Source organism: Rathayibacter sp. VKM Ac-2856 (assembly GCF_013205055.1).
Classification (GTDB): Bacteria; Actinomycetota; Actinomycetes; order Actinomycetales; family Microbacteriaceae; genus Rathayibacter.
In genome coordinates this window covers 476,465-498,553 of sequence record NZ_JABMLF010000002.1, presented here as the reverse complement: position 1 = coordinate 498,553, position 22,089 = coordinate 476,465, and the positions used below count along the sequence as shown (strand labels likewise).

Here is a 22,089-nt window from a genome sequence, read left to right as displayed (position 1 = left end):
TCCGCGTGCCGGACGTTCGCGGCTGACCTCCGGCAGATCTTCGGCTCGCCGTTCCGCGTCCGGCTCGCTGGTTCCGCCTGTTTCGGCGTGCCGAGGTGTGTTCCGCGTGCCGAAGTTCACCCCGGCTGACTTCCGGCTGACCACCGGCACTCCTTCTGCGCACCTCCGGCAGCCCCGAGACACGTCGGGCTCGCAGAACCGCCTCCGGCTCGAAGAACCACCTCCGGCAGCCCCGAGACACGTCGGGCTCGCAGAACCGCCTCCGGCTCGAAGAACCACCTCCGGCAGCACCTCCGGCGGACCTTCGGCTCGCGCGTCAGACTCACAGCACCGATGTCGAAGCGTCGTCCGACATCCGCTGGTTGCTCCGGGGGACCCCGCGACGACGCTGGACCCGATGTCGACTATTCACCCCGCGGCCGGCGGGCCTCGTCGTCGCTATCGTCCGCAGCGATGGCGTCGATCAGGTGCTGAGCATCCGGGAGCGCACGCTGTTCCTCAGGCGGAAGGGACTCGTAGGTGTAGGTGGCGACGGCCATCGGGGAGTCGACTCGCCCTAGGGCGTAGCGGACGATCCGGTCGCTCTTGTCGCCGCAGATGAGGATCCCGACCGTCGGTCGATGCAGCGCGGCGTCGCGGAGCTGGTCGTCGACGAGCGCGATGTAGAGCCCGAGTTGCCCGGTGAAGGACGGCTCGAATGCGCCCTTCTTCAGTTCGATTACGACATACCGGAGCTGACGGACGTGGAAGAAGAGCAGGTCGATAAAGAAGTCCGACCCGTCGACCTCGAAGTGCATCTGTCGACCGACGAAGGCGAAGCCGGCACCGAGCTCTGCGAGAGTCTGCGTGATCCGATCCGTGAGGGCCTGCTCGAAGTCCCGCTCAGCGGCACCAGCAGTCAGGTCGAGGAAGTCGAAGACGTAGGGGTCTCTCGAGATCTTGCTTCGCCAGCTCGGAGTCTCCGGCGGGGAGCCGGTGGAGGAAGTTGGACGGAGCCGCCCCGGTGCGGTTCTTGATCTGGTTCAGCAGCACGTCTCGGGACCGCCCGAGCTCGACCGCGGATGCCGCGTACCAGCCCCGCTTCTCCTGCTCATCGAGCTTGTCGATGAGGATCCGGATGTGGCCCCACGGCAAATGTGCCACAGGCTGTGGCACATTTCGCAAGTTCGCCCACCCCGCCGCGAAGGACCGCATGTACAGCAGGTTCCGGCGCGACAGCCCGGTCATCGTCGGGAACTCAGCACGCAGGTCGTCGGCGAGACGACCCACCACGCCGCTCACCCACGCGCGCTCGTCCTGTTGACGGCCCGCAACCGCATCTACGACCGCTGCGGGCAGCCGGGCGCCTGAGCGCGGGCGGCGTCCGGCGGCACCTCCGGTTCGCGGATTCACCTCCGGCTCGCGTTACCACCTCCGGCTCGCGGAATCCGGCTGTTTCAACGTGCCGGGGCGTGTTCCGCGTGCCGGAAGTTCCCACGGTGGACTTCTGGCTCGATGATTCACGTCCGGCTCGCTGGTTTCGGCGGTCCCAGCGTGCCGAAGCACGGTCCGCGTGCCGGAGTCACGCCGGCGGACCTCCGGTCCGTGATTCCCGGCAGCGCCGGCCCCCACGTCCTCGCACTCACCGCCGCGACCGTCGAGGCAGCGGAAGAGCTGGCCGCGGTGTCGCCCGGCTGCCGGATGCAGACCCCGATGCTCGGCGTGCTCGATGAGGCGGCGAACGTCTGCCGCTGGCGGACCTCCCCGACCTCTACAGCCACTACGGCTCCTGCGGCATCCCGATCATGTCGGTGTTCCAGTCCTGGTCGGAGGGCATCGGCGTGTTCGGAAAGGAGAGCATGTTGAAGCTCTGGTCGGCCGCGAATGGAAGCTCTACGCGGGAGAAATCTCCGAGCCGGAGTTCCTGGGCATGGTGTCCGATCTGATCGGCACCTACGACCGCGAGACGACCTCCGCGAGCCTTAACAAGGGCGTGCGCTCGACCACCATGGCGTTGAAGCGGGAGAAGATCGTCGACGTCGCGGAGCTGGCCACGCTCCCTATCCCGCGGAAGGGCCGCAAGACCGGCCGGGCGATCTTGATGTCCTCCGGCTCCCGCGCGGCGGTGCTGCGCACCGCGCCGTGGTTCGACGGACCCAAGCAGCTCGTGGAGGGGATCAACGCCTCGATCGCGAAGAACCAGCCGGGCACGCCGGCACCAACTGAGCCGGCGCCGGCCGTTGACCGGCCGCTCGCACCTGTGGAGGGATCATGACCGAGGACATCTACGGCGGCGTCGACAGATCGGCCCTGGAGTCGGCAGAGGAGGAGCCGACGACGTTCTACGGCTCCGCAGATGAATTCGTGCGCAAGCAACTCATCGGCAGCTACCGGCGTCGCATCATCCGACACGGCTCCGGCGGGGGCCTGCGCTGGAAAGCAGCTTGGTGGGAGAGCAAGGAAGCTCAGCAGCGCATCGAGGCTCTGTGGCGGGCATGGGAGGCGGCACGTGCCGACTCAAAGGCGGGGATGAGCACATGATGGATCAACCACTGCGACCCGCACATGACCGCATTTCTCTCGCAGGACGGACCGTTCGCAGACTCCACCGATGAGAACCGGCTCGGTGAACAACTGCCCTATGAGCCGCCCATCGAGGGGCTGCTCGAGCCCGACCTGCAACCGCCGCTGTACACCGAGCGGTTGGCTGTTGACACAGACGAAGCAGCAGCCATGGACCGATGAGCCGAAGCGCTGCGGAGGTAACCGTCGGGACGCAAATCCCGCGCAGTCCGATCACCGCAACATTGGCGGTCACGAGCGGTCTACGAGCTACTCACCGCAGCGAGTTGGTCTGCTGGAGTGGCGATGAACCACCCCAGCAGACCACGGTGCAGGAATGGGACGGTGTCAGCGAAGCGCGGCGCCGCCGAGGCCGCGAATGACCTTGTCGCGCTGGTCCGAACGATCGACCATGCCGGAGTTCGTCACGTCCCCGTTCTTGTTGACATTCGCGAAGATGTGATCATGCGCGAATCCGTCACCGGCCTTGTTGGTGCCGAGGCCGTTCGAGTAGATGTCGTAGCGCCCGTTTGCGGTTCCGTCGACGTGCTTTTCGTTGGACATGACTGCCTCCGTCTCTGGCTCGAGCCGATCCCGAGCCTGAAAGAAATCTACCCGGCGATCTGCTGCCATTGCTGGCAGGCAGCTACCGCCTGCCGGTAGAATCCTGCCATGCCACTGCAAGAACCTGAGCAAATCTTCGCTGAGCAGTTCGCTCATTACGCGAAATTGCGTGAAGTCTCTGATGCTGAGCTTCAACAACTCGTCCCAACCCTCGCGGCAACGCCGGCGATCGTCTCGAACTGGCGAAGAGGCCGAACAGCTACACCCCTCGCCGCAATCCCAATTATCAGCAAAGCTCTGGGCATGGGAGGGGAAGCTGCAGGAGCAGATGACCCAACCTTTATCCTTCGAGAAATGGGTTTGCTAGGTACGTCTCGCGCGGCCGAGGCAGCAAGAATGGGTTACAACATCCAACGACTCGAAATGCGTCTCCGTGCGCTGAAAAACGAGCTTGGCCAGCTCGACAGGTCAAGCGGCGTCGCGAGCATCACACGTATCGCACGAAATTCGGCCCAATGGTCGGTAGCAATGTGGCCGGTCACGGCTGGCCCAACGTCATGCCGCATGCATGTGGAAGACCAGGTCGACCTGAGGCGCGTGGACGGAGGAGCGACGAGCTTTAGTGCAATTTTCGACGATCCACTTTGGCACGACGTACTCCGTCGTACACATGCGGTCCCTGGACAGCTCAACTCGCGCTGGTCGGGATCAGACTCCAGCGTCTCCCATTGGACGATCAGTCACGCAAGAACCCCTACCCTTCCTAGCTTGCGTGCGCCTTATCCCTCAGTTCCCTCCGTGTGTATATATGGCATCAACATCGATTCAGGCGCAAACGAGGTAGCCAAACTCGTCTCGGTCGCGCTCGGGTACGGTCTGACACTCACGAGGGACGAGGCCATGGAGCAAATGGGAATTCCTGCGTGGCTGGGCGCAACAGAGTGGGAGCCTCGCGCGCGAGCTCATCAAAATCATTTAGATGACCCCCCGCCTGCAGTCGTGTGGGCGCATCATGCTCCTCCACTAGACGGCGTGAACACCGACGTCTTCGGCACAACAGATGCGAACGTCCCCATATTCTGGTTGCGGGAAAGCGATAGTCTATTCCGCAAGTATTGCTTGAGGTGGCCCCAAGCATCTATGGAAAGCCTTCTACAATTTCGAACCGAACTCGACCAGCTTGCCACGCTGAATCCGAACATTACCGTTATCGACGTCGAATCGACCCCAAGCGCCGACGCTGACTGGAAACGATGCTTGGAGGCCGCGGCTAAGGTGCTCCAACATCCTCTCCTACTGCTCGCGATGCAGCAATCCCGGGCAGCGTGGCCATCCTACCAGGAGCAAGACAAAGATATTGCGCTTCCATTTCTCCAATGGCTGGCGCTCAGACTGTAGATTCGTACCCCCGAAAACGAGAGGGAAATAGTAAGATGATTGACAGTCATAAATACAATCATAGCTCACTCGATCAAAGTCGGATAAATCAATATGCCGCGCGGGTGGCCAAGGAGTGCAAAAAGGAAACCATTGCCCCCATTCTCAAACGAGAAATGCGAACAGAGATGGTTACGGCAGAACGGCGAGTCGGACTGTTTCGTAGGCGAGAGATGTATCAGACCACGCAAAACATTCCAGTTGACATCGAAATTATTGGCGAACACTGGTTATTGTTTCAAACAAATCACCACATTGAAGAAAGGGAAACGAAATCCAGGTATTCTGAATATCACGAGATGACGACATGGGTACTAGATCGCCGGGGGCGACTTCTCCGTGTGTGGAAGTGGGAGGAGTACAAGAAATGGGGCGAGAGCCTTCAGGACAGTCGATTTAGTCAAGACATCGAAATACGTCAGATGAATGACGACGATATGTTGAGGCTTGACTATTCGAGTCCGCAGCGGGAGGTTGGTGGCTCAAACTCTAAGTTGCATTGGTGGGGTACACGCGAAGCCGGAAAGCTTATCCGGCATGCAAAAGGAGTCGGCATCTCGATTGCGCTCAAACAGTTGCTCGATTGAGTACGATCGTTTTGGCAGGAAGGGTCGGGAGAGTCGGGTTCCCATCTGCTGGCAGCGTCACCGTTTGAGGGAAGGCTCATCCGGTGACAGGACGAAGCGCTCGCTGCCCTCGCCAGACCCGCGAATTGAGCGTCGTCCACACCGTGAACCCAGCGCCGCGGTCCTGTTCGCTTGCAGCGGCCGGTAGCTCCCGGCAGGTCATGAGCGTCGACGTCTCCGGACGAGACCGAGGTGCCAGAGAACATGCTTGACATACCAGCGCAATCTCGCGACAATTTCAGAAATTCGAGAGATGAGAGCAAATCATGGTTAGTGAATCCGACAAGCGACAGCTTCGTGAGCGCAAGGAGACGCTCGAGAAAGTCATTCCGAGCACCAAAGAATTGATGAGCAAAGACCCCTACCGCCGGACACGTCTCCAACCGACCCTCGACTCGATGGAACAGGAACTCAAGGCGATTAACACGGCGCTCCGTGCACTCTAATGTGACGATCAGCGTCGCGTCGCGGGAGCATTACGAAAAGAGCCTAAGCAAACTGGGCGTATTGCTTGAGCGGGCAGTGGATGACGAATCGTTCAACCAGGAGGATCAGGCCGAACTCGTGGGACGAGTAAATGGTCTCATCGAATGGAAAGAAGTAATTGAGGAGTACGAACCGACAATCGTCTTCGACGGCGTCGTACTGCCGTACGTGGCCTGGGCCGCCTCCGACCTCGTACCCTGTTTAGACCGCCGCAGCGAACGATGGGCACTCGCGCGGGAAATTTTCTCCCATGCGGAGTATCTCTTCTACAAGTATTCGGAGCATGCCTCGCCGGCGATGGATTTGGCACCCTTGCAGGCTGACGTCGAGCTTCTCAGAAATATGATTGACCGTGAAGCTCGCGCGTTGAAAGCGCAAGTAGACGAACGGACGGCGCAGGAAAGATTGAGAAGCTCACTCGAGGACTATGCGCGAGTAGCGACAGCCATCGAAACGAGGAGCTTGGCTTTTATCGTCGTCAGCTCGGAACACGATCCGCTCTATGGGACCACATTCTACAACGATAAGCGCGAGGCGGTCGCGCGTGGCTACAGAGACGAATTTGGCAACATCACATACTACGACTCTAGGAACGAATTGATTGGGTACTACTTCGTATCGAGTCAAAGATTTACGTTCAAGGGTCGTTATACGGTTCAGCCGCCGAAGCTGCCTAGTCCTAAATACTTCGCAGCGACAAGATGGTATTCGTGACTAATTGCGAGCGCTCACGCTGGATCTCCTGAGGGCTTCGCACTACTCTAGCGTGAGCATTTTTGCAGTAGATTCCAAAAGCAGTTCGGTAGCTGACTGCGCAACACGTCGATCCATCATGTACAACTCCTCCCATGAATATCTCCTGAAGCGGAGGGGAAAACGAGGGGGTGATGGACCCACGGTTCTTGAATCGGAGGAGTTTCGATCTCCGCGAGGCTTCTCCACACGATAATGGCCGGTTCGGGGTAGGCTGGAAATGGCGCAATATTTCGGGCAGCGTACAAGACTCCGTCTTGTGAAAGGGCAGGAGATCCGGACATGACACGCCGGATAACCCAACCTTGCTGGTCGGTGAGTTCGTATGTGCCGTCGGTCCAGCGGATCCACGTCTGCACGCGGTAGCCCTGGAGCCGTGTGCGTCGATGTCGCGCTCCCACTCTTCGGCTCCGGAAAGCTCGGCGCTGGTGACATCGCCGGCCGGTGCGGCCCGTTGGTCGGCGAGCAGTACGCGCTCCGCGTTCAGGCTCCGCATGGTCTTCAACCTGCATCGTGAAGCGCTCGTCGCCGTGGCTGTGGCTCTGGTGATGCTCAGGAGACGCATTCGAAGCCAGCTTCTTCACCAGCTTTGGCCTCTGCCGATCCTGCGCTGTGGGAGGACCTAGGTTCAACCGTTGAAGGGATTGCGGAGGCGATCGCCGAACTCGCGGGCGAACACGCTGGCCGAACGCAATGGCGATGAACCATCCCCGTCAGAACTGAGATTGTCTCGATGCTTAGCGGAAAGGGGCATCGGGTCGGCGGTTACAGGTCCTGTGTCGCGCGTTCGCTAGGGTCGTTTGCATGGCCAGAGCAGGAGATTTCAAGGCGGACATCGTTCGCGCCCTCGAGGTGGAGGCCGGCGCTCACTGCGCAAGCCCGTCCTGCCGACGCCCTACTTCGGGCCCGAGCGCGGGCCGCGCCTCCGGCAAGGCGCAGGTCGGGGTCGCTGCGCACATCGTCGCGGCGCAAACGGGGGGCCCGCGGGACATCCCTGGATGGACGCCGACGCAAAGGTCCGCCGAAAGTAATGGCGTCTGGCTATGCGCTGTCCACGCGAAAGCCATTGATGACGATCCCTCACGTTTCGACGCTCTGCTCCTGCGTCTCTGGAAAAAGCAGGCTCGCCACGCAAGCCAGGCGCGAATCGATAACTCACAACCGCTATTGCAGCAGCAACACATAATCCGGCATCAACGGATACTGAGAATTAATCTCAACCCGGATGAAAATGTACGCCAGTTCGCTTCGGACTTTCTAGCCGATACGGGGGTTGGGGTCGTTTGGGGAACCGACGTTCGCGATGACCTGCAAATGGTGCTGTATGAACTTGCCATTAATGCGGCGGAACACGGCCACGCAACTGAACTCCGTCTGGCTTCGCGCGGACACATGATCTCTCTCCGCGACGACGGAACTCTTTTCGGTCGGCGTCAACTTCAGGCGGCCGAGAAATCGCGCGGCGGCGCGGCAACTGTTACTGCCTTTGAGCGGCACCACGGAGATCGCTTCTCACTCGCGCACACATCGGCCAAGGGTCGGGGTAGGTGGTCAATCACGGACGTGACACACCCTGCATCGCGGCGCCCACCCTGCGCGATCGAGAGCACCGATCTGAAGGGGCAGGGCGGGGTGAGGGACGTCATCAACCGCACCGTCGACTGCGAGGAGGTGCACGTCTTCTTCCGCGAGCATTGGCCCCTCAGTGACGGATTCCGTCTTGTAGAGCCGTTGAACGAACTGGCTCGGCTAGGCCAGAAGGCATTGGTTCTACATTCCGTCCCGGGCGGACGGATCGCGGAAGAGTTCCTTTCAACGCACCTCCCAAACGCTCGGATCGCCCGCTGAGTCCGGGTTCGCGGTCCTAATCCACCTCCGGGCACGGCCGGTCACAAGATTGCTGCCCGATGGCGAGGATCGGCCAACTAGCTCCACTGGTGCTGCTCGGCAGCTCACACGATCCGGTTCGAGTGGTCGTCACCAGGACTGCGTAGGGAAAGTGGCATCTCACCGCGTTCCCGACAGTCGTCCCGTCAAACAACGACGGTTGCGCGGTCAGCCGGTCGGACGAGGACGTCGGCCGCGCCTCGAGCGGCGGCCGCCGTGCTGCGGGTGTCATTGGCGTGGTCGAGCCGATCGGCTTCTGCGATGAGCTGTTGCGCCTGCGTGACCTCGGCGCCGGCACGGGCGCGCTCCGGGGTTACCGTGTCCTTCCACTCCTCGACCAGCGCAGCTCGCGCAGCGGCCTCGATGGCGGGGGCGGGGGTGCTGACCTGGCCGGCGTCGTTCCAGTCGATCGATGTCTGCACCCGGTAGTCCTGGAACCCGGCGGGGTCGGTGTCGCGCTTCCACTCCTCGGCCGCGGACAGCTCGACGATGGCGACGTCGCCGGCCAGCGCGGCGCGGTAGTCGGTGAGCAGGGCGCGCTCCGCGTTCACGTCCGGCTCGGCACGGTCGCCTAGCTGCATGGTGAGGCGGTCGTTGTTCTGGCGGTGGTAGTGCTCGGGCGCGGAGCCCGCGGCCCATTCCTTCGCCAGGTCCAACTCCGACTTCCTCTGGCCCGCGGCATCGCTGAGCACGGCGGTGTCGACGCCGTAGCGCTCGAGCACCTCGCGCTGCACGACGGCAGCGGCTCGTTCGGCGATCGGGTCGTGACCCTTCTACGCCTGCGCCGTCTCTGCGATCTTCGCGATGTCCTGGACGGTCGCGCGCTCCCACCAGTCGGGCCTATCGACGACCTGCAAGCTCGCTCGCCCAGCGCTTCGCTCGGCGTCGAACCGGGCCGACAGCTCGCGCGCCTGCGCCGGAGCGCATGAGCGGCGTGCCGGAGGCCTTGGCCGGCTCGTCACGATTTCCGGCGGTCCTCCGACCCGAGGTTCCACGTCCGGCTCGCCGGATCCGTCGGTTTCCGCTTGCCGAGGCATATCCCGCGTGCCAGGAGTCACCCCGGCGGAACCTCCGGCTCGCGGAGTCAGGTCCGGCTCGCCGGATCCACCCGTTGCCGCGTGCCAGGCGGGTTCCGCATGCCAGAGGTCACCCCAGCAGCCTCAGCCGCGCCACTCCACGTCCACGCGCACCGCGTCGGCGCCGAGCGCCAGCCCGCCCGACACCTCGCGCCCGTCGACGCGCAGCACCGCGTCGCGCAGCGTCCGCAGCCGCGTCCCGCCCGTCGGCGCCAGCCACTCCGCGCCCGGCACCCGCCGCACCCACAGCGACGCCCGCCCCGGCGACCACTCCAGCCGGTCCACGACCACGCCGCCGCGCGCCCGCAGCCCCGTCACCGCACCCCGCGCCCACACGGCGGGCAGCGCCGGCAGCACCGTCAGCGACTCGTCGTCGGACCCGAGCAGCATCGCCGCCACCAGTCCCGGCAGCCCGCCGCTCGCGTCGAGGTTGAAGATCCGCCCTGCGTCGTGCCGGGTCGTCAGCGTCGGCGACCAGTGCTCGACCGCGAGCCATTCCGCGCAGGTCAGCGCCGCCTCCGCGTCGCCCAGGGCCGCCGCCGCGACCCCCACCTGCACCAGCCCGAACGCCATCTCCATCCGCCCGGGTGGAGCGGTCGGCGCCTCGGCCCGCCACGCGATCTTCGCCGCCACCGTCGCCGCCGCGGCGGCCCGCAGCCGCGCCGCGGGGGCGCCGGAGCCCTCGAACGCCGCGTCGCCCGCGTACCAGAGCGGGTACAGCTGCGACGCGTGCCGGTGCGCGATCTCCTCCGCGAACCGCGGGTCGATCCACTCCGCCAGCGTGCCGTCCTCGGCGACCCGGTACTCCGGCAGCTCCGCCACCACCCGCGCCCAGCGCTCGTCGAGCGAGTCGTCGCCGCGGGCCCGGCCGAGCAGCGCCGTCGCCCGTGCGGCGTCCCGCAGCACGGCGACGTCGATCGTCGCGTCGACCGCGATCGGCGAGCGCGCGCCGCCCGGCGTGTTCTCGGGGGAGTAGGACGGCACGATCCGGCGCACCCCGTCGACCACGGTCGTCCCGGTCTCGGCGAAGCGCAGCACGCCCTCGGCCAGCTCCCACAGCCGGTCGTCGACGATGCCGCGGTCGCCCGTGGCCGCGACGGCGTCGGCGGCCAGGCGCAGCACCCAGCCGCCGCAGCCGGTCCAGAACAGGTGCGGGTAGCTCGCCGCGAAGTGGTCGGCGCGGCCGTGGGTCGACATCCGCGACGGCAGGAGCATCCCCTCCGCCCCGTAGACGAGGCGCGCGTTCTCGCGGTAGTCGTCGAGGTGCGGCAGCACCAGCTCCAGGATCGACAGCGCCAGCTCGGGCGTTCCGGTCGGGATCATCCCCGCCATCGCGCCGTTCTGCACGTTGCCGTTCAGCGTGTAGTCGGCCGACCAGGCCGGTCGCCAGGTGCCCTGCCAGACGCCCTGCAGCGTCGGCGGCAGCTCGCCGGTCGACGCGACGATGTTCGCGCGGCCGCTGAGGTACGCCAGCTCGACGACGCGGCGGCGCGCACCCTCGTCGCCGGCGCGCGCCTCGTCCCAGAGGTCCTCGGTGAGCACCGCGGAGGAGGCGCCGGCGAGATCGAGGGAGGAGGCGCCGACCAGCCGGCCGTGCCCGTGGCGCTGGGCCTCGCGCAGCTCCGCCCATGTGGCGGCGTCGCCCGCAGGCTCCTCGTCCGCACGCACGCCGCCCGCACGCTCCCGGCCCGCCGGCTCCTCACCCGCCAGCGCCAGATCGACGCGGAGGAACGCGCCCGCCCCCGCCGCGACCGGCACCGTCGAGCGGGTCACCGCACCCTCCACGTCCCACGGCGCCCCGGTCGCCGCGGTGACCGTCGCGCGGATCCGCTCGCCCCCGGTCTCGGCGCTCCCGGTCCCGGCGACGGCCAGCAGCCGCCCGATCGCGCCGCCCTCGACCGTCGCCTCGACCACCGCCGACGCGTCCGGCACCCCCGTGTCGAACGAGGTCGCGTCCCCGGCGCCCAGCCCGAGCTCGACCGTGCTCTCGCCGTCGCGCTCCGACTCCACGCGCAGCCGGACGCTCTCGCCGCCGTGCGGAGCGATCAGCCGCACCGCGTGCCGGCCGCCGTCGAGGTCGGTCCACTCGACCGCGACCTCGCCCAGCAGCGGGTCGAGCAGGCGCCGGCTCGACGCGACCCCGCCGGCCGTGCGGATCGAGAGCGTCGCGCAGAGCCCGAGCGGATCGGTCCAGATCAGCCCACCGTCGTAGCCGCTCGCCCGCGCTGCGCGCTCGAGCAGGTCGCTCGCCGCGTCGGCGTCCCCGGCCAGCAGGGCGCTCCGCAGCTCGTCCTGCACCGGGGCGAGGTCCGGGGCGGCGGGCCGCGCGTTGACGGGGAGGAAGTAGCGCTCGTGCGCCAGCGAGACGGTGAGCGCGTCGGCCGGGCCGTGCACCACGGCGCCGACGCGGCCGCTGCCGACGATCAGGCCCTCCTCCCAGGTCGGGGCGGCGGTGGCGGTGACGAGGGTGGCGTTGCGCGTCAGTGCGCCGTCGATCGGGGCGATGATCGGTTCCTTTCGGGCTCGCGGGAGTGCCTGATATGTTGCCAAGACCCTCAAATTACCTCTCCCGGTGCGACGGCGCGCGGGAGTCGAGAGTTAGGAATCCGCGATGACGCGACCGATCACCCTCTTCACCGGCCAGTGGGCGGACCTCCCCTTCGAGGAGGTGGCCCGCCTCGCCGGAGAGTGGGGCTACGACGGCCTCGAGATCGCCTGCTGGGGCGACCACATCGACGTCGCCCGCTGGGACGACGCGGAGTACGTGCAGAGCCGCAAGGACGTCCTCGAGCGCAACGGCCTCCAGGTCTTCGCCATCTCGAACCACCTCACCGGCCAGGCCGTCTGCGACGATCCGATCGACGAGCGCCACCGCGACATCCTCAGCGACCGCGTCTGGGGCGACGGCGATCCCGAGGGCGTCCGCCAGCGCGCCGCGCAGGATCTCAAGGACACCGCCCGCTTCGCCGCCGCGCTCGGCGTGAAGCAGGTCAACGGCTTCTCCGGCTCGTCGATCTGGAAGGCCGTGGCGATGTTCCCGCCGGCCTCCGACGAGTGGATCGCCGCCGGCTACCAGGACTTCGCCGACCGCTTCACCCCGATCCTCGACGTCTTCGAGGAGGTCGGCGTCCGCTACGGCCTCGAGGTGCACCCGAGCGAGATCGCCTACGACTACTGGACCGCGAAGCGCACCCTCGAGGCGATCGGCCACCGGAAGTCCTTCGGCTTCAACTTCGACCCGTCGCACTTCGTCTGGCAGCAGCTGGACAGCGTCGCGTTCATCCTCGACTTCGCCGAGCACATCTTCCACGTGCACGTGAAGGAGTCGATCGCCAACCTCGACGGCCGCAACGGCGTCCTCGGCTCGCACCTGCCGTGGGCCAACCCCCGCCGCGGCTGGACCTTCGTCTCGACCGGCCACGGCGCCGTCCCGTGGGAGCCCGTCTTCCGCGCCCTGAACGCCATCGGCTACACCGGCCCCACCAGCGTCGAGTGGGAGGACGCCGGCATGGACCGCCTCGACGGCGCCCCCGAGTCCCTCGCCTTCGTCCGCAAGCTCAACGCGATCACGCCCCCCTCCGACGCCTTCGACGCGGCCTTCTCCACCTCCCGCTGAGCCGGCGAGGCGGCGACTGAGCGGCTAGCGCCGCGCTCCCCGCCCATGCTGATCGAGTAGCCCGCGCCGCGGGCGTATCGAGATCCCCGCCGCGCTGTCGAGGCCGGGGCTCGACACGCCCCTCCGCGGCTACTCGACCAGCACGTGCCGCACAACATCAGCTGAGAGCAGGGTCCGTCCCCCCACAGGGGATGCCACCCCCTCTCAGCTGATGTTGTGCGCCGCCGACCCGGGCACCCCGCTCTGCATGCCGATCGAGTAGCCCGCGCAGCGGCCGTATCGAGATCTCCGCCGCGCCGTCGAGGCCGGGTCTCGATACGCCGCTCCGCGGCTGCTCGACCAGCATGTGCTCGCCCAACATCAGCTGAGAGCAGGGTCCGTCCCCCCACAGGAGATGCCACCCCGTCTCAGCTGATGTTGTGCGCAGCCGACACGGGCACCCCGCTCTTCATGCTGATCGAGTAGCCCGCGCAGCGGGCGTATCGAGATCCCCGACGCGCTGACAACGGTGGGTCTCGATACGCCCCTGCGGGGCCACTCGACCGGCATGTGCTCGCACAACATCAGCTGAGAGCAGGGTCCATCGCCCCACAGGCGATGCCACCCCGTCTCAGCTGATGTTGTGCACCGCGACCCGCCCACCATCAGCGCGGAAGACGCGCCCGCGGACGCACGAACGGCCGGCCCCCCGCGGGGAGCCGACCGTCCGGTCGTGCACTCGCGCCTACAGTCCCTGGGACAGGCGGTAGTACGCCGCGTTCGAGCGGATGTCCGCCTCGAAGCCGCGGAGGGTGGTCGACTCGTCGATGACGAGGAGCTCGACGCCGGCGATGCGGGCGAAGTCCTCCCACGCCTCCAGGCCGATCTGCGTCGTCATCACCGTGTGGTGCGCGGCGCCCGCCGTGATCCAGGCGGCGGCGCTGGTGCCGAAGTCCGGGGCCGGCTGCCAGACGGCGCGGCCGACCGGCAGGTGCGGCAGCGTCTGCGGCGGCTCGACGGTGGTCACCTTGTTCGCGACCAGGCGGAAGCGCTCGCGCACGTCGCTCAGCGCGACGACGACCGCGTCGCCCGCGTCGGCGGTGAAGACCAGGCGCACCGGGTCCTCGCGGCCGCCGATGCCCAGCGGGTGGATCTCGAGCGACGCGCGCTTGGACGACAGCGACGGCGACACCTCGAGCATGTGCGCGCCGAGGATGAGCTCCTCGCCGGGGGTCATGTCGTAGGTGTAGTCCTCCATCAGGCTGGTGCCGCCGGGCAGGCCGGCGCCCATCACCGCGGCGATGCGGATGAGGACGGCGGTCTTCCAGTCGCCCTCGCCGCCGAAGCCGTAGCCGTCGGCCATCAGGCGCTGCACCGCGAGGCCCGGGAGCTGACGCAGCCCGCCGAGGTCCTCGAAGCTGTCGGTGAACGCCTCGAAGCCGCCCTCCTCGAGGAACGAGCGCAGGCCGATCTCCACCGCCGCGCCGTAGCGCAGCGACTCGTGGCGCTCGCCGCCGGGGAGCAGCTCGGGCACCACGTCGTAGTCCTCGACGTACTCCGCGACCAGCGCGTCGATGTCCGCGTCCGTCGCCGCGTCCACGCGCTCGACGAGCTCGTTGACGCCCCAGGTGTTGACGCTGACGCCGAGGCGGATCTCGGCCTCGGTCTTGTCGCCCTCGGTGACGGCGACGTTGCGCATGTTGTCGCCGAAGCGGGCGACCTTCATGCTCTGCGACGCCGACCAGCCGGCCGCGGCGCGCGACCAGATGCCGATCGACTCGGTGACGCGGGCGTCGCTCGCGTGGCCGACGACCGTCTTCCGCGGCACGCTCATCCGGCTGAGGATGTAGCCGTGCTCGCGGTCGCCGTGCGCGGCCTGGTTGAGGTTCATGAAGTCGAAGTCGATGTCCTGCCACGGCAGGGCCACGTTCGCCTGGGTGTGGAAGTGCAGCAGCGGCTTGGCCAGCGCGTCGAAGCCGTGGATCCACATCTTCGAGGGGCTGAAGGTGTGCATCCAGGTGATGACGCCCACGACGGAGTCGTCGGAGTTCGCCTCGATCATCGTGCGGCGGATCGCGTCGGAGCTCTTCAGCACCGGCTTCCACTCGATCGTCACCGGGATGTCGCTCGACTCGTTCAGCTGCGCGACGACGGCCTGCGACTGCTCGGCGACCTGGCGGAGGGTGTCCTCGCCGTACAGGTCCTGGCTGCCGGTGAGGAACCAGACGGTGCGGGTCGCGAGGTCGGGGACGATGCTCTTGTAGCGCGGGGTCTGGGTCATGCGAGTGCTCCGGTCGGGTTCTGTCCGTAGACGTTCTGGTAGCGGTCGAACAGGGCGTCGATCGACTCCTGCGGGATGGGGACGAGCTCGCCGCCCTGGCGCGCGATGTGCACGGTGCGGGCGACGTCCTCCGTCATCACCGCGGCCTTGACGGCGTCCTTCGCGTCCTTGCCGATGGTGAAGACGCCGTGGTTCTGCATCAGGACGGCGCGCGAGCGGTGCCCGGTGAGCGTCGAGACGACGCCGCGGCCGATCGAGTCGTCGCCGATGATCGCGAAGGGGCCGAGCGGGATCTCGCCGCCGAACTCGTCCGCCATCGCCGTGATGACGCAGGGGATCGCCTCGGCGCGGGCGGCCCAGGCGGTGGCGTAGGTGGAGTGCGTGTGCACCTGGCCGCCGACCTCGGGCATCTCGCGGTACACGTAGGCGTGCGCCGCGGTGTCGCTGGAGGGGCTGCGCTCGCTGCCGAGGCTGCCCGGGACGACGGTGCCGTCGAGGTCGCAGAGGATCATGTTCTCGGGCGCGAGGTCGTCGTAGGAGACGCCGCTCGGCTTGATCACGAAGAGGTCGGCGCCGGGCACGCGGCCGGAGATGTTGCCGCCGGTCCAGATGACCAGGCCGTAGCGGACGAGCTCGGAGTGCAGGCGGGCGACGTCCTCGCGGACGCGGGCGATCGCCGCCTCGATCTCGGGGCCGAACGCGGCGGGCGCGGTGCCGGCGGGTGCGGCGGTCGGGCTGTCGGAACTCATGCGGTGTCTCCTTGCGTGGTGAGGGTGTCGACGGCCGTCTGCTCGACGGCGAGGCCGGCGCGGTAGCGCTCGAGGTAGGCGGTGAAGCCGGCGACGTCGGCGCTGTCCGGCGCCACCGTCTCGAAGGCGGCGCCGCCGAAGACCTGCTCGGTCAGGTAGGAGTCGAGCGCCGTGCCCTCCTGGAGGCGGAACGCGGCGAGCACCGCCATGCCCCAGGGCCCGCCCTCGGAGGCGGTCGCGGCGACCGACACGGGGGCGTCGAGCGCGCCGGCCAGGAAGCGCTGGGCGACTCCGGCCGTGCGGAACATGCCGCCGTGCGCGAACATCTCGTCGATCACGACGCCCTCGCCGGCCAGCACGCGCATGCCGAGCGCGAGCGTGCCGAACACGCCGTAGAGCTGCGCGCGCATGAAGTTCGCGAGCGTCAGGCGGGAGTCGGGGGTGCGCACGACGAGCGGACGGCCCTCGACGAGCCCGGCGATCGGCTCGCCCGCGAGGTGGTTGTAGGCGAGCAGCCCGCCCGCGTCGGCCTCGCCGGCCAGTGCCTCCGCGAAGAGGGTGCCGTAGACGGCGTCGCTGTCGGAGGGGCCGCCCGAGGCCGCGGCGAACCGCGAGAACAGGCCGACCCAGGTGGCGAGCTCGCTCGCGCCGTTGTTGCAGTGCACCATCGCGACGAGGTCGCCGGCCGGAGTGGCGACGAGGTCGAGCTCGTGGTGCACGCTCTCGAGCGGGCGCTCCAGGACGACCATCGCGAAGATGCTCGTGCCGGCGCTGACGTTGCCGGTGCGCGGGGCGACGGAGTTGGTGGCGACCATGCCGGTGCCGGCGTCGCCCTCGGGCGGGCAGAACGGGACTCCGGGGCGCAGGGCGCCGGTCGGGTCGAGCAGGAGCGCGCCCTCGGCGGTGAGCTCGCCGGCCGCGGCGCCCGCGGGGAGGACGGTCGGCAGCAGCTCGCGCAGCGGCGGGAGGGTGCCGGCGACGCGGGCGTCGTAGCGCTCGAGGACGGTCTCGTCGTAGTCGCGGGTCGCCGGGTCGGTGGGGACCATGCCGGAGGCGTCGCCGACTCCGAGGACCTTCTCGCCGGTGAGGCGCCAGTGCACGTAGCCGGCGAGAGTGGTGAGGAAGTCGATCCGTTCGACGTGCGGCTCGGAGTCGAGGACCGCCTGGTGCAGGTGCGCGAGCGACCAGCGCAGCGGGATGTTCGCTCCGAACAGCTCGGTCAGCTCGGCCGACGCGGGGCCGGTGCTGGTGTTGCGCCAGGTGCGGAACGGGACGAGCAGCTCGCCCGCCTCGTCGAAGGCGAGGTAGCCGTGCATCATCGCGGAGACGCCGAGCGCCCCGACGGTGGTGAGGCGCGCGCCGTGGCGCTTCTCGGCGTCGGCGACGAGGTCGGCGTAGGCGGCCTGGAGCCCCTCGTGCACGGCGTCGAGCGAGTACGTCCAGCGGCGGTCGACCAGCTGGTTCTCCCACTCGTGGCTGCCGACGGCGAGGACCACGGTGGGGTCCGCCGCGTCGACGAGGCACGCCTTGATGCGGGTGGAGCCGAGCTCGATCCCGAGGGCGGTCGCGCCGCTCGTGATCGCCTCGGCGGGGGGCCGTCGCTGGTCCATTGCACTCCTCGCTGAGGGCGATGTGACCGTTCACAAAGCCACGGGCCAGCGTAGGCGACCACGCGCGCGAACGGCAAGCCGCGCCTGCGCTGCGCCCGCGGTCGGGCGGTGCCCGCGCCCTGCGGATCCAGCAGCCCCGCGCCCTGCGGTTCCAGCAGCCCCGCGCCCTGCGGTTCCAGCAGCGCCCGCTCTATGTCGATCGAGTAGCGCCCGCAGGGCGCGTATCGAGATCCACCGTCTGCAAACGTCAGGTCTCGATACGCCGCTCCGCGCCTACTCGACCAGCAAGTGGCGGCCGCCCTGCCGAGACCGGATCCCGCCCCATGTCGATCGAGGAGCGCTGCCCCATGCTGGTCGAGTAGCCCCGCAGGGGCGTATCGAGACCCACCCCCGCAGCCCCCCGCCTCAGACCGCCCGCGTCGAGTCCCGCTCCACCAGCACCGGCGGCACCGGCCGGTCCACCGCCGCCGGCTCGCCGCGCAGCTCCGCCAGCACCACCCCGATCGTGCGCCGTCCGACCTCCGCGAAGTCCTGCCGGATCGTCGTCAGCGGCGGTCGGTAGTGCGCCGCCTCCGGCACGTCGTCGAACCCGACGACGCTGAGATCCTCCGGCACCCGAACGTCGCGATCCGCGCAGGCGTGCAGCAGCCCGAGCGCCATCTGGTCGTTGCCCGCCACCACCGCGGTGAGGCCGTCGACCTCGTCCAGCAGCCGCAGCCCCGCCCGGTAGCCCGACTCCGCCGTCCAGTCGCCGCTGACCACCGCGGCCGGCTCCAGCCCCGCCTCGCTCATCCGGGCGGTGAACCCGTCGAGCCGGGCGTGCGCCTCGACCCAGTGCTGCGGTCCTGCGAGGTGGGCGATGCGGGTGTGCCCGAGCGCGAGGAGGTGCTCGGCGGCGAGCCGGGCGCCCGCGGCCTGATCGACGAGGAGCCGCGGATCCGCGCCGCGCCCCGCCGCGCCGAGGGTGACGAACGGCACCCCGATCGCGAGGCTCTCGATCGCCTCGAGCGCGCGCTCCTGCGGCGCCAGCACGACGATCGCCTCGACCGCCTCGCGCTGGAGGTGCTCGAGTCCGGCCGCCAGCGACTCCGCATCCGGCGCCGCGTTGACCACCGGCACGCGGTAGCCGGCGTCGCGCGCCGCCTGCTCGATCGCCGCCATCGCGGTCGCCGTGCCGTAGAAGCTGTGGCTCTCCGCCGCGAGGATGCCGATCAGCCCCGAGCGGCCCGCCGCGAGTGCCCGGGCCGCGGCGCTGCGCCGGAAGCCGAGGTCGTCGATGGCCGCGAGCACCTTGTCCCGGGTGCGGGGCCGGACCTGCGGACTGTCGTTGAGCACGCGCGAGACGGTCTGGTACGAGACTCCGGCGCTGACCGCGACGTCGCGGATCGTCGGCTGTCTCGGCATGGGGTCACCGTAGCGGTCGGTGCGCGGGGCCGCGTCGTCCGGCCCCTGTCCGCCCCCGCGCCGCAGAACATCAGTCGAGAGCCTCCGTCATCGCCCATCAGCGATGAGAACCCGTCCTGGCCGATGTTCTGCTCGGTCACCGCTCCGTCCCCGTCGCCCAGGTGCTCTCGCTACGGTGAAGCTGAGGATCCACTCACGTAGTCAGGAGCAGGACGTGGAGAACCAGCAGATCGCGGCGCTCGTCGCCCTCGTCCTCGGCATCGCCGTCGTGGGCTCCGTCATCGCGACCGTCCTGCGGATGCGCGCCGGCGCCCCGGGCGCGCGCCCCGACCCGCGCGCAGCCCCCGCCGCCGCGGCGGGCGACGGCGGATCGACCGGCTCACCCACCCGCGACCCAAGCGACGACGACCGCGGCCACTCGCCCGACGACGGCGTCACGCGCGACGGCCCCACACCCGGCGGCAGCACGCCCGACCGCAGTCCGGACAGCGGCGCCAGCTCGGATGGCGGAGGCGGTGGTGGCGGCGGCTCGGATGGCGGAGGCGGCGGCAGCTCGGATGGCGGAGGCGGTGGTGGCGGCGACTGAGTCGCAGCACCACCCACCGACTCGAACCACCTCCGGCTCGTGACCTCGCGTCCGGCTCGCAGGATCCGCCGGTTCCCGCGTGCCGAACCTCGTTCCACGTGCCGAATCTCGCGCCCCCGCACCTCCGGCTCGTGAATCCACCTCCGGCTCGCGGAATCGGCCGGTTTCCGCGTGCCGAACCTCGTTCCACGTGCCGAACTTCGCGCGCCCGCACCTCCGGCTCGTGAATTCGCGTTGGGCTCGTGGAATCGGCCGGTTTCCGCGTGCCGAGGCTCGTTCTGCGTGCCGAACCTCGCTACCCCGCACCTCCGGCTCGTGAATTCGCCTTCGGCTCGTGGAATCGGCCGGTTCCCGCGTGCCGAGGCTCGTTTCGCGTGCCGAACCTCGCGCGCCCGCATCTCCGGCTCGTGGATTCACGTCCGGCTCATGGAATCGGCCGGTTTCCGCGTGCCGAGGCTCGTTTCGCGTGCCGAACCTCGCGACCCCGCATCTTCGGCTCGTGAATTCGCGTTGGGCTCGCGGAATCGGCCGGTTTCCGCGTGCCGAACCTTGTTTCACGTGCCGAACCTCGCGACCCCGCACCTCCGGCTCGTGACTTCACCTCCGGCACGCGGAACCGGGCCGCGTCAGTGCTGGTGCAGCACCGCCCAGGCCAGCAGCGAATCCAGCCGCCGCACGTCCGCGTCCCGCCCGAGCTTGACCTTGATGTGCCCGGCCCGCGTCCACAGCTCGATCTCTGAGCTGAGGTCGAAGCGCCCCGCGTTCTCGCTCGACCACATGTTGATCGAGCTGTACGGCAGCGAGTAGATCTCCACCTTCTTGCCGGTCAGCCCCTGCGCGTCGCGCACGATCAGCCGCTTCGTGGTGAACGTCGCGGAGTCGCGGAGCGTTCGGAACGACGCGACCGCCTTCTCGCCCTCCACCAGGAGGGAGTCGACGTCGGCGGGGACCGGGATCTCCTGCGCGAGGGTCCAGGTGAGCAGCGGTGCAGTGTCCATCGCCCCACCCTGCCCGACCGGCGCCGCTCCCGCCTCCGCCTGCCGCCGGAGTTTTCAGCCTCCGCGCACCCCCGCGGGCGATCCTGGAGCATGCCCCTCGCCGTCCCCGACGCCCTCGTCCCGCTCGCTCTGCGGCTGGTCCGCGCCAACCGCACGTTCGTCACGGCGGACGGCGCTCGCCGGAGGATCCGCGAGAACGCGCTCCGCCCGCATCGCTACGGCCCGCCCTCGCGGCTGCGCCCCGGCGTCCGGGTCGACGTCGAGCAGGTCGGCGGCTGGCCGGTCTACACGATCCGCCCGCGGCGCATCCGCGGCGGTGTCGTCTACGTCCACGGCGGCGGCTGGGTCAACGAGATCGCGCCGCAGCACTGGTGGCTCGCGGCGCGGATCGCGGACGAGGCCTCGGTCGCGGTGACCCTGCCGATCTACCCGCTCGTCCCGTTCGGGACCGCGCTCGAGGCGCGCGACGGCGTCCGCGCGCTGATGCACCGGAGTCTCGACCGGCACGGCGCGACGGCCCTCGCCGGCGACTCGGCCGGCGGCCAGATCGCGCTGTCCACGGCGCTCGCCCTCCGCGATGAGGGCGTCGTCCTGCCGCTGACCACGCTCATCTCGCCCGCGCTCGATCTCTCCTGGAGCAACCCGCGCATCCCGGAGGTGCAGCCGAGCGACCCGTGGCTGGGCACTCCCGGCGGCCGCGTCCTGGCGGAGAAGTGGCGCGGAGACCTCGATCTGCTCGACCCGATCGTCAGCCCGCTCTTCGGCGAGCTCGCCGGCCTCGGACCGCTGAGCGTCTTCACCGGCACCCGCGACGTCCTGAACCCCGACGCGCACGTCCTCGCCGAGCGGGCCGCCGCGGCCGGCGTGCCGTTCGAGCTGCACGAGGCCGTCGGCCAGCTGCACGTCTACCCGCTCGTGCCGACCCGCGCGGGCCGCGAGGCGCAGCACGACCTCGTGGCCGCCCTCGCCGCCGCGATCTGACCGGGCGGCGACCCGACCCCGTCCCGACCTCGGGCACGTCGTTCCGAGTCCGGCTCGTGGATCCGGCCCGTTTCGACGTGCCGAAGTCGATTCCGCGTGCCGGAGCTGGCGGTGGTCGATGTTCGGCTCGTGGTTCCGCGTCGGGCTCGTGAAATCGGGCCGTTTCAGCGTGCCGGAGCTGATTCCGCGTGCCGGAGGTGGCGGTGGTCGATGTTCGGCTCGTGGTTCCGTGTCGGGCTCGTGAAATCGGGCCGTTTCGGCGTGCCGGAGCTGATTTCACGTGCTGGAGGTGGCGGTGGTCGGTGTTCGGCTCGTGGTTCCGTGTCGGGCTCGTGGATTCGGTCTGTTTCCGCGTGCCGGAGCTGATTCCGCGTGCCGGAGGCCGTGGTGGTCGAGGTTCGGCTCGTGAATCCGTGTCGGGCTCGTGGAATCAGGCTGTTCCGACGTGCCGGAGTCGATTCCGCGTGCCGGAGGTGGCGGCGGCCGAGGTTCGGCTCGTGGTTCCGCGTCCGGCT

21 protein-coding genes are annotated in these 22,089 nt (G+C 68.5%); 11 read left to right on the top strand and 10 right to left on the bottom strand.

Annotated features, from left to right (window positions below; genetic code table 11):
• Window positions 1-404: 404 nt before the first annotated feature.
• Together HQQ82_RS20575 and HQQ82_RS20570 are read right to left on the bottom strand one after the other, a co-directional pair.
• Complete coding sequence (locus HQQ82_RS20575) at window positions 405-902, bottom strand: PDDEXK nuclease domain-containing protein (RefSeq protein WP_367947915.1); 498 nt, start codon at window positions 900-902, stop codon at window positions 405-407.
• Window positions 883-1,281: a DUF1016 N-terminal domain-containing protein gene (locus HQQ82_RS20570; protein ID WP_367947894.1), complete on the bottom strand. Its 399-nt coding sequence runs from the start codon at window positions 1,279-1,281 to the stop codon at window positions 883-885. Before HQQ82_RS20570 ends, HQQ82_RS20575 begins: the two co-directional genes overlap by 20 nt.
• A gap of 443 nt (window positions 1,282-1,724) precedes the next feature.
• Here HQQ82_RS20570 and HQQ82_RS20565 point away from each other — a divergent pair, with 443 nt between their 5' ends.
• From HQQ82_RS20565 to HQQ82_RS19530, 4 genes are read left to right on the top strand one after another with little or no spacing between them, the layout of a single operon-like run.
• A complete protein-coding gene (locus HQQ82_RS20565) occupies window positions 1,725-1,925 on the top strand; it encodes a TraM recognition domain-containing protein (protein WP_173232992.1) in 201 nt (66 codons plus the stop codon).
• A complete protein-coding gene (locus tag HQQ82_RS09280) occupies window positions 1,910-2,254 on the top strand; it encodes a hypothetical protein (protein WP_173232734.1) in 345 nt (114 codons plus the stop codon). The genes HQQ82_RS20565 and HQQ82_RS09280 overlap by 16 nt, the downstream gene beginning before the upstream one ends.
• Window positions 2,251-2,520, top strand: a complete 270-nt coding sequence (locus tag HQQ82_RS19535; RefSeq protein ID WP_216848430.1) for a DUF4913 domain-containing protein — start codon at window positions 2,251-2,253, stop codon at window positions 2,518-2,520. Before HQQ82_RS09280 ends, HQQ82_RS19535 begins: the two co-directional genes overlap by 4 nt.
• Before the next feature lie 24 nt (window positions 2,521-2,544).
• Window positions 2,545-2,724, top strand: a complete 180-nt coding sequence (locus HQQ82_RS19530; protein WP_216848429.1) for a hypothetical protein — start codon at window positions 2,545-2,547, stop codon at window positions 2,722-2,724.
• A gap of 165 nt (window positions 2,725-2,889) precedes the next feature.
• Here HQQ82_RS19530 and HQQ82_RS09270 read toward each other — a convergent pair whose 3' ends face one another.
• Window positions 2,890-3,105, bottom strand: a complete 216-nt coding sequence (locus HQQ82_RS09270; RefSeq protein ID WP_173232733.1) for a hypothetical protein — start codon at window positions 3,103-3,105, stop codon at window positions 2,890-2,892.
• A 108-nt stretch (window positions 3,106-3,213) separates the two neighbouring features.
• Here HQQ82_RS09270 and HQQ82_RS09265 point away from each other — a divergent pair, with 108 nt between their 5' ends.
• The 4 genes from HQQ82_RS09265 to HQQ82_RS09250 all read left to right on the top strand — a co-directional run bounded on the left by HQQ82_RS09265 (window position 3,214) and on the right by HQQ82_RS09250 (window position 8,255).
• Window positions 3,214-4,503 (top strand): hypothetical protein, encoded by a 1,290-nt coding sequence (locus HQQ82_RS09265; RefSeq protein WP_173232732.1) that lies wholly within the window; start codon window positions 3,214-3,216, stop codon window positions 4,501-4,503.
• Window positions 4,504-4,538: 35 nt separating this feature from the next.
• Window positions 4,539-5,129, top strand: a complete 591-nt coding sequence (locus tag HQQ82_RS09260; protein ID WP_173232731.1) for a hypothetical protein — start codon at window positions 4,539-4,541, stop codon at window positions 5,127-5,129.
• 486 nt (window positions 5,130-5,615) lie between these two features.
• Entirely contained in the window at window positions 5,616-6,368 is a 753-nt protein-coding gene (locus tag HQQ82_RS09255; RefSeq protein WP_173232730.1) for a hypothetical protein, read from the top strand.
• Between the two features lie 843 nt (window positions 6,369-7,211).
• Window positions 7,212-8,255 (top strand): hypothetical protein, encoded by a 1,044-nt coding sequence (locus tag HQQ82_RS09250; RefSeq protein ID WP_173232729.1) that lies wholly within the window; start codon window positions 7,212-7,214, stop codon window positions 8,253-8,255.
• Between the two features lie 185 nt (window positions 8,256-8,440).
• Here the strand turns inward: HQQ82_RS09250 and HQQ82_RS09245 are convergent, their stop codons facing one another.
• Window positions 8,441-9,016 carry a hypothetical protein gene (locus tag HQQ82_RS09245; protein WP_173232728.1) on the bottom strand — a complete coding sequence of 192 codons (576 nt, stop codon included), beginning with the start codon at window positions 9,014-9,016 and terminating at the stop codon, window positions 8,441-8,443.
• A 438-nt stretch (window positions 9,017-9,454) separates the two neighbouring features.
• Window positions 9,455-11,920, bottom strand: coding sequence for a glycoside hydrolase family 95-like protein (locus HQQ82_RS20315; RefSeq protein WP_173232727.1), 2,466 nt, complete (start codon window positions 11,918-11,920; stop codon window positions 9,455-9,457).
• Window positions 11,921-11,981: 61 nt separating this feature from the next.
• Between HQQ82_RS20315 and HQQ82_RS09235 the strand changes: the two genes are divergently transcribed.
• Window positions 11,982-12,986 (top strand): sugar phosphate isomerase/epimerase, encoded by a 1,005-nt coding sequence (locus HQQ82_RS09235; protein WP_173232726.1) that lies wholly within the window; start codon window positions 11,982-11,984, stop codon window positions 12,984-12,986.
• A 724-nt stretch (window positions 12,987-13,710) separates the two neighbouring features.
• Here the strand turns inward: HQQ82_RS09235 and araA are convergent.
• From araA to HQQ82_RS09215, 4 genes are all read right to left on the bottom strand, one after another.
• Window positions 13,711-15,246 carry an L-arabinose isomerase gene (gene araA / locus HQQ82_RS09230; RefSeq protein ID WP_173232725.1) on the bottom strand — a complete coding sequence of 512 codons (1,536 nt, stop codon included), beginning with the start codon at window positions 15,244-15,246 and terminating at the stop codon, window positions 13,711-13,713.
• Complete coding sequence (locus HQQ82_RS09225; protein ID WP_173232724.1) at window positions 15,243-15,995, bottom strand: L-ribulose-5-phosphate 4-epimerase; 753 nt, start codon at window positions 15,993-15,995, stop codon at window positions 15,243-15,245. Before HQQ82_RS09225 ends, araA begins: the two co-directional genes overlap by 4 nt.
• Window positions 15,992-17,605, bottom strand: a complete 1,614-nt coding sequence (locus HQQ82_RS09220; protein ID WP_173232723.1) for a xylulokinase — start codon at window positions 17,603-17,605, stop codon at window positions 15,992-15,994. Before HQQ82_RS09220 ends, HQQ82_RS09225 begins: the two co-directional genes overlap by 4 nt.
• A 405-nt stretch (window positions 17,606-18,010) precedes the next feature.
• Window positions 18,011-19,009 (bottom strand): substrate-binding domain-containing protein, encoded by a 999-nt coding sequence (locus tag HQQ82_RS09215; protein WP_173232722.1) that lies wholly within the window; start codon window positions 19,007-19,009, stop codon window positions 18,011-18,013.
• A gap of 214 nt (window positions 19,010-19,223) precedes the next feature.
• Between HQQ82_RS09215 and HQQ82_RS09210 the strand changes: the two genes are divergently transcribed.
• Complete coding sequence (locus HQQ82_RS09210) at window positions 19,224-19,595, top strand: hypothetical protein (protein WP_173232379.1); 372 nt, start codon at window positions 19,224-19,226, stop codon at window positions 19,593-19,595.
• A 626-nt stretch (window positions 19,596-20,221) separates the two neighbouring features.
• Here the strand turns inward: HQQ82_RS09210 and HQQ82_RS09205 are convergent.
• Window positions 20,222-20,593: a PH domain-containing protein gene (locus HQQ82_RS09205; protein WP_173232721.1), complete on the bottom strand. Its 372-nt coding sequence runs from the start codon at window positions 20,591-20,593 to the stop codon at window positions 20,222-20,224.
• Window positions 20,594-20,683: 90 nt separating this feature from the next.
• On the opposite strand from HQQ82_RS09205, the gene HQQ82_RS09200 reads away from it, so the two are divergent.
• Window positions 20,684-21,574, top strand: coding sequence for an alpha/beta hydrolase fold domain-containing protein (locus HQQ82_RS09200; RefSeq protein WP_173232720.1), 891 nt, complete (start codon window positions 20,684-20,686; stop codon window positions 21,572-21,574).
• The last annotated feature ends 515 nt before the right edge of the window (window positions 21,575-22,089 follow it).

Coding starts and splice junctions, on each gene's coding strand:
- HQQ82_RS09280 (WP_173232734.1), top strand. CDS start 1,910: ATGGTGTCCGATCTGATCGGCACCTACGACCGCGAGACGACCTCCGCG.
- HQQ82_RS19535 (WP_216848430.1), top strand. CDS start 2,251: ATGACCGAGGACATCTACGGCGGCGTCGACAGATCGGCCCTGGAGTCG.
- HQQ82_RS19530 (WP_216848429.1), top strand. CDS start 2,545: ATGACCGCATTTCTCTCGCAGGACGGACCGTTCGCAGACTCCACCGAT.
- HQQ82_RS09270 (WP_173232733.1), bottom strand. CDS start 3,105: ATGTCCAACGAAAAGCACGTCGACGGAACCGCAAACGGGCGCTACGAC.
- HQQ82_RS09265 (WP_173232732.1), top strand. CDS start 3,214: ATGCCACTGCAAGAACCTGAGCAAATCTTCGCTGAGCAGTTCGCTCAT.
- HQQ82_RS09260 (WP_173232731.1), top strand. CDS start 4,539: ATGATTGACAGTCATAAATACAATCATAGCTCACTCGATCAAAGTCGG.
- HQQ82_RS09250 (WP_173232729.1), top strand. CDS start 7,212: ATGGCCAGAGCAGGAGATTTCAAGGCGGACATCGTTCGCGCCCTCGAG.
- HQQ82_RS09235 (WP_173232726.1), top strand. CDS start 11,982: ATGACGCGACCGATCACCCTCTTCACCGGCCAGTGGGCGGACCTCCCC.
- araA (WP_173232725.1), bottom strand. CDS start 15,246: ATGACCCAGACCCCGCGCTACAAGAGCATCGTCCCCGACCTCGCGACC.
- HQQ82_RS09225 (WP_173232724.1), bottom strand. CDS start 15,995: ATGAGTTCCGACAGCCCGACCGCCGCACCCGCCGGCACCGCGCCCGCC.
- HQQ82_RS09220 (WP_173232723.1), bottom strand. CDS start 17,605: ATGGACCAGCGACGGCCCCCCGCCGAGGCGATCACGAGCGGCGCGACC.
- HQQ82_RS09215 (WP_173232722.1), bottom strand. CDS start 19,009: ATGCCGAGACAGCCGACGATCCGCGACGTCGCGGTCAGCGCCGGAGTC.
- HQQ82_RS09205 (WP_173232721.1), bottom strand. CDS start 20,593: ATGGACACTGCACCGCTGCTCACCTGGACCCTCGCGCAGGAGATCCCG.
- HQQ82_RS09200 (WP_173232720.1), top strand. CDS start 20,684: ATGCCCCTCGCCGTCCCCGACGCCCTCGTCCCGCTCGCTCTGCGGCTG.